This window comes from Liquorilactobacillus cacaonum DSM 21116 (assembly GCF_001436735.1).
Lineage (GTDB): Bacteria > Bacillota > Bacilli > Lactobacillales > Lactobacillaceae > Liquorilactobacillus > Liquorilactobacillus cacaonum.
In genome coordinates, this window is the sequence record NZ_AYZE01000014.1 from 454,712 (window position 1) to 460,394 (window position 5,683).

Here is a 5,683-nt window from a genome sequence, read left to right on the forward strand (position 1 = left end):
GAAAATGTTGAATAGGCAATGAGCACTAACAGTAACTTATGAAATAGCAGATTTGGGCTACAAATAAGTTGAAGTTAGGCGCAATTGTCTGACATTTGGAACACATTTAAATCAGAGTGTGAGAAATGTTGAATAGACAATGAGCACTAATAATAGTGTAAGTAAAAAGAGACTTGCCCTAGTTCACTTTGGACAAAGTCTCCTTTTTACCTTAATCTTCAGTTGTTTCCAAATGTAATTCATCTAATTGCTTTGGAGCAACCGGACTTGGAGCATTTGTAAGAGGTTCTGAAGCTTTTGAGTTCTTCGGAAATGCAATAACTTCACGAATATTATCGCGTTTAGCTAATAACATTGCAAAGCGATCTAATCCAATTGCTAACCCACCATGAGGAGGAAATCCGTAATCTAGAGCATCCATGAAGAAACCAAATTGTTCTTCAGCACTTTCTTTTGTAAATCCAAGTGCTTTAAACATCTTTTCTTGTACTTCACGTTGATGGATACGAATTGAGCCACCACCTAATTCATAACCATTCAAGACAATATCATAGCTTTGTGCATGTGCCTTATGTGGATCTGTGTCTAAAAGAGCGATGTCTTCTTCATTGGGCATTGTAAATGGATGATGAGCTGCAATATAACGATGAAAATCTTCACTATATTCAAATAATGGCCAATCAACAACCCATAAAAATGCAAATTTATTTTCATCAATCATATCTAATTCTTTAGCAATACTTGTCCTTAAATAACCTAATGATGCTGCAACAACGTCACGATTATCTGCAACAAATAAAATTAAATCTCCGACTTTTGCTGCAGCCGCCTCACAAACGTTTGCTACACTATCGTTGAAGAACTTAGCAACTGGTCCTGAAAAACCTTCTTCAGTTACCTTTAACCAAGCTAATCCTTTTGCACCAAAACGCTTAATATAATCTTGCTTTGCGTCAATATCTTTACGTGAATACTTGTCTGCACCACCTGTTACAGTAATTGCTTTGACTTGTCCTTTATTATCAAGTGTATTTTGGAAAACTTTAAAATCAACATCTCTAACTGCATCTGCCATATCCTTTAATTCCATATCAAAACGAATATCTGGTTTATCAGAACCAAAACGATTCATTGATTCATTCCAAGTAATTCGTTGAAGTGGAAGTTCGATATCAATATCAAGCGTCTCTTTCATAACCCGCTTTAACAAACCTTCAGTCAAATCTTGAATTTCTTCAGCAGTCATAAAGGATGTTTCTAAATCAATTTGCGTAAATTCCGGTTGACGATCCCCGCGTAAATCCTCATCACGAAAACAACGTGCAACCTGGTAGTAACGGTCAAATCCAGCACCCATTAGTAATTGTTTAAATAATTGTGGTGATTGTGGCAATGCATAAAAATGACCCGGATATACGCGAGAAGGAACGAGATAATCTCTTGCTCCTTCTGGTGTTGATTTGGTTAGATAGGGTGTTTCAACATCAATAAATTTATTTTCATCCAAATAACGATGAATTGACTGCGTAATTTTACTTCTTAATATCAAGCCTTGTTGCATCTCAGGTCTACGTAAATCAAGATAACGATATTTTAGGCGTAAATCATCAGCAACACTTATTCCATTTTCGATATAAAAAGGTGGTGTTTTAGCCTTATTTAACAGCCTTATTTCATGAACTTCCACTTCATATTTACCAGTTATCATTTTAGGATTTATCGCATCTTCACTTCGATTTACAACTTTACCAGTGACTTCAATCACATACTCACTGCGCAATTCATCAGCAATCTTTAGAGCTTGTTCATCAAAAGCTTGACTAAAAACTAACTGAACGATTCCTTCACGGTCTCTTAGATCAATAAAAATCAAATTCCCAAGATCACGTCTTTTTTGAACCCAACCTTTTAAAGTGACTTCTTTATCTAAAAATGTTTCATTTACTAGTCCACAATATACTGTTCTTTTCATAATAATTTACGCTTCTTCCCTTCTAGCTATTGAAGTTTTCTAAAACCTTATCAAAATTTGATTGTACATCAGTTAAATTAATTACGATTTCTTTTCCAGTACCCATGTCTTTTAGATTTGCTTTTCCAGAAATGAGCTCCTCTTCTCCAACAGTTAATGTATACTTTGCATCAAGACGACTAGCTGCTTTAAATTGTCCTTTTGGCTTGCGCTCCAAATAGTCACGCTCAGCACTGTATCCAGCTTGTCGAATTTCATGTACTAGCTTCATTGTTCCAGCAAGTGTCTTATCACCAATTCCAACCACATAAACATCTAACCCGCTGTCACCCACTAAAGAAATACCTTCGGCTTCAAGAACAAGCAATAGACGCTCAACTCCTAATCCAAAACCAATACCAGGTGTTTCTGGACCACCAAGTTGCTCAACCAAGCCATTATATCTCCCACCTGCACAAACAGTTGTCCATTTTCCACCAAAGGCCTTTGAGTCACTCATTATCTCAAAAATAGTATGATTATAATAATCAAGGCCACGAACCATATTCGAATCAATCTCATATGGTATTTCTAATGTATCGAGTAACATTTTGACATTAGTAAAATGTTCTTGTGCAGCAGGTGTCAAATAATCAAGAATATCAGGTGCTCCTTCAACTATTTTTTGATCATTTTGGTCTTTACTATCAAGAACTCGTAAAGGATTCTTGTGCAAACGTTCCTTTGAATCAGCACTTAATTGCTCTTCAAATGGTTCCAAATACTCAACTAAAGCATTTCGATAATTATTTCTTGATTCAATGTCACCAAGAGTATTGATTGCCAATTTTAAATTTTTTAATCCAAAACTTCGTAAAAGTTCGACGGCCATTGACATTACTTCAACATCCAGTGCAGGATTATCTACACCAAACGCTTCGACCCCAATCTGATGAAATTCGCGCAATCTACCAGCTTGTGGTCTTTCATAACGAAACATTGGGCCCATATAAAATGTCTTAAAAGGTTTTTGTATTTCTGGCCCATATAATTTATTTTCAACATATGCACGCACAACTCCTGCTGTTCCTTCAGGACGTAATGTTATATGGCGTTCACCTTTGTCAAAAAAATCATACATCTCTTTTGTAACAATATCCGATGTTTCACCTGAAGTTCGCGAAAAAACTTCAAAGTTCTCAAAAATCGGCGTTCTAATTTCATTATAACGATATTTATTGAATAATTTACGTGCCCGACTTTCAACACTTTGCCATCTTTCAGATTCACCAGGTATGATATCTGTTGTACCTTTTGGACGTTGATACTTCATTTTTATTCCTCCTAAAACTCTTTTTACATTTTTGCCGAAAAAAAAACCTTGCCGAAAAAAATCGACAAGGGCGCAATTGCACGGTACCACCTTAATTAATAACTTATTGGATAACGTTCCTCAACGGTATGCTTAAACTAGCATACACCTTGAAAGTGTCCTTCATTGAATATCCCCGTGAGGCTTTCACCAACCGCCCACTCTCTTAATTGAGAATCATCAATTACTCCTCTTCCATCCGGCTCTAATATACTAAAGTTAACATACTTTAATTTTAGTACAAAGTCAAGACCTGTTGCGTTGAAATTCTTAATTAAAATACTTAGTTAATCCTGAAACGACATCTGCTGCAATTGCATTTTGATATGAGATTGACTTAATTTGTGCAAAATCACGGTCGCTATTTATGTATCCCATCTCTAGTAAGATTGCAGGAAATTTATTGTCCCTAATTACTAAAAAGTTTCCAAAATCAATTCCCCGATTATCTAAAGTTAAAGTGTCTAAATTAGAATTAATCATTTTGGCTAAGCGATATGACCGTTTTTTATGGTAATAATACGTTGTAAATCCTGAGGCATCATTTTCAACAGGGGAAGAATCAAAATGAAAACTAATAAAAGCATCTGCATGTACTTTATTTGAAAGGTCTGATCTAGCAGCCAATCCTACATACTTATCAGCGTCCCTTGTCATATAAACCTTTGCACCCTTCATTCGTAATTCTTTAACCACTTTTCGCGCAACTTTAAGAGTATATGTCTTCTCCATTTTGCCACTTGCAGATAAGGCACCTGAATCACTACCGCCGTGTCCGGGATCGATTACAATAGTTGCATCTGAGATATTGGTTATTTTATTGCGTTCTTTTTTTGCTACATCCCAGTCAGCAATCCATCCAAATTTATTTTGGGGAGTCTTAACGTACATCCAATGGTATTTTCTACGTAGTATAGTAATTCTTTGTTTCTCATTCAATGTCTCTTTTTTAGAGTATTCAATACCGGGCCCATTCCGTAGTGTCGCACTAGGTGTTATTATAATTGCTTGTCGCAAATAACCAGTTGTTCTGACTGCTAATATGGCAATAAGTACTAGAACAAAAAGTAATAAGGTTAGATTGCTTTTATTTTTATGTGTGAATGACTTATTTTGAGTTCGCATTAGCAATTCTCCATCAATAAAATTACTTTTCATTATAACAAACTTTTTTAAAGAAGTGTAACCAACGCTTTAATCAGCTAAAAATTAACATTAATTAAGTACATTCCAAATTGAGGTGACCCGCTTATCACAAACAAAATCTTCAGTAATTAAATTATCAGGATCAAATAAATAACCTTTTATCCCAGCATTATGCCCAGCTCTCACATCAAGTATTCGATCGCCAATCATAACAGATTTATTCAAATCAATTGAATAAGTTTTACACAAATAAAGTAATGATTTTGGGCTAGGTTTTCTAGGAAATTTATCTTCTGACGTTACAAAACCAGTAAATAAACTATATAAGCCTTCCTTTTTTAATAAATTAAGCGATTGTCTATCTCTGTGTGTCAACAAAAAATTTCTTCCACCGGACTCAACAATTTTATGACAAACTTCAAAAACACCATCAAAAGGTCGTGCTTTTTCAGTAAACATAATTTCTTTTTTTTCGTATTCATTTAATATCTTAACTTGTAATTCTTTTGCTACATTTGAAAAAAAGTCTGCAAAACACTTTCCTACTGATCCTTCACGCATTTTGCGATAAACTTCTTTCTCGCTAACAACAATTCCATTTTCAGCAAAAGCTTCAGTAAAAGCAGCAACCATTCCCGGATATGTATCATAAAGGGTGCCATCAAAGTCCCAAATAAAATCTCTCAAAATCATATATTTCACCTTTTCTTAATCCAATCAACTGCAATATTCATAGCAAGGCGACAGGTGTTAGTTTCATCTAAAACATTATGTATCATAAAATTATGAATAGTACCTTGCATTCTTATCTGCGTAACATTTCCACCAGCATCCCGCATCTTTCGAGCAAAAGATTCTGCTTCATCACGTACAACATCAGCCTCAGCTGTAATAATCAATGTTTCTGGTAACTTTTTAAGAACATCAAAATTTGCTTGTAAAGGTGAGATACTAATATCTTTCACATCTTTATCAGCGGTTAAATATTGTTCCCAAGACCATTTCATCTGCTCCCTAGTTAAGTCATATCCGCCAGCAAATTGATGATAAGAATTTGTATCAAAAGCAACATTCATTATTGGACAAAGCAGTAATATTTTATAAATTTTTTCACAATTAGCTACTTCTAATTGGTATGCCAAACTAGTTACCAATGCACCACCAGAATCATCACCCGCCAATATTATACGCGTTAAATCTAGCGGGAATTCGGC

5 protein-coding genes are annotated in these 5,683 nt (G+C 35.0%); all 5 read right to left on the reverse strand.

Translation table 11 applies throughout. The annotated features are described in order from the left end of the window. Nucleotides 1–211: 211 nt before the first annotated feature. Nucleotides 212–1,972 (reverse strand): aspartate--tRNA ligase, encoded by a 1,761-nt coding sequence (aspS, locus tag FC80_RS06105; RefSeq protein ID WP_057829240.1) that lies wholly within the window; start codon nucleotides 1,970–1,972, stop codon nucleotides 212–214. Between the two features lie 22 nt (nucleotides 1,973–1,994). Beyond that, entirely contained in the window at nucleotides 1,995–3,284 is a 1,290-nt protein-coding gene (gene hisS, locus FC80_RS06110) for a histidine--tRNA ligase (RefSeq protein ID WP_057829241.1), read from the reverse strand. Nucleotides 3,285–3,593: 309 nt separating this feature from the next. After that, on the reverse strand, nucleotides 3,594–4,448 hold the full coding sequence (locus tag FC80_RS06115) for an N-acetylmuramoyl-L-alanine amidase family protein (protein WP_057829242.1): 855 nt from the start codon (nucleotides 4,446–4,448) through the stop codon (nucleotides 3,594–3,596). A gap of 90 nt (nucleotides 4,449–4,538) precedes the next feature. Beyond that, nucleotides 4,539–5,162, reverse strand: a complete 624-nt coding sequence (locus tag FC80_RS06120) for an HAD-IA family hydrolase (RefSeq protein ID WP_187327439.1) — start codon at nucleotides 5,160–5,162, stop codon at nucleotides 4,539–4,541. Nucleotides 5,163–5,167: 5 nt separating this feature from the next. After that, nucleotides 5,168–5,683 (reverse strand): alpha/beta hydrolase fold domain-containing protein (locus tag FC80_RS09655; RefSeq protein WP_235807242.1); only part of this gene is annotated, 516 nt, incomplete at its 5' end.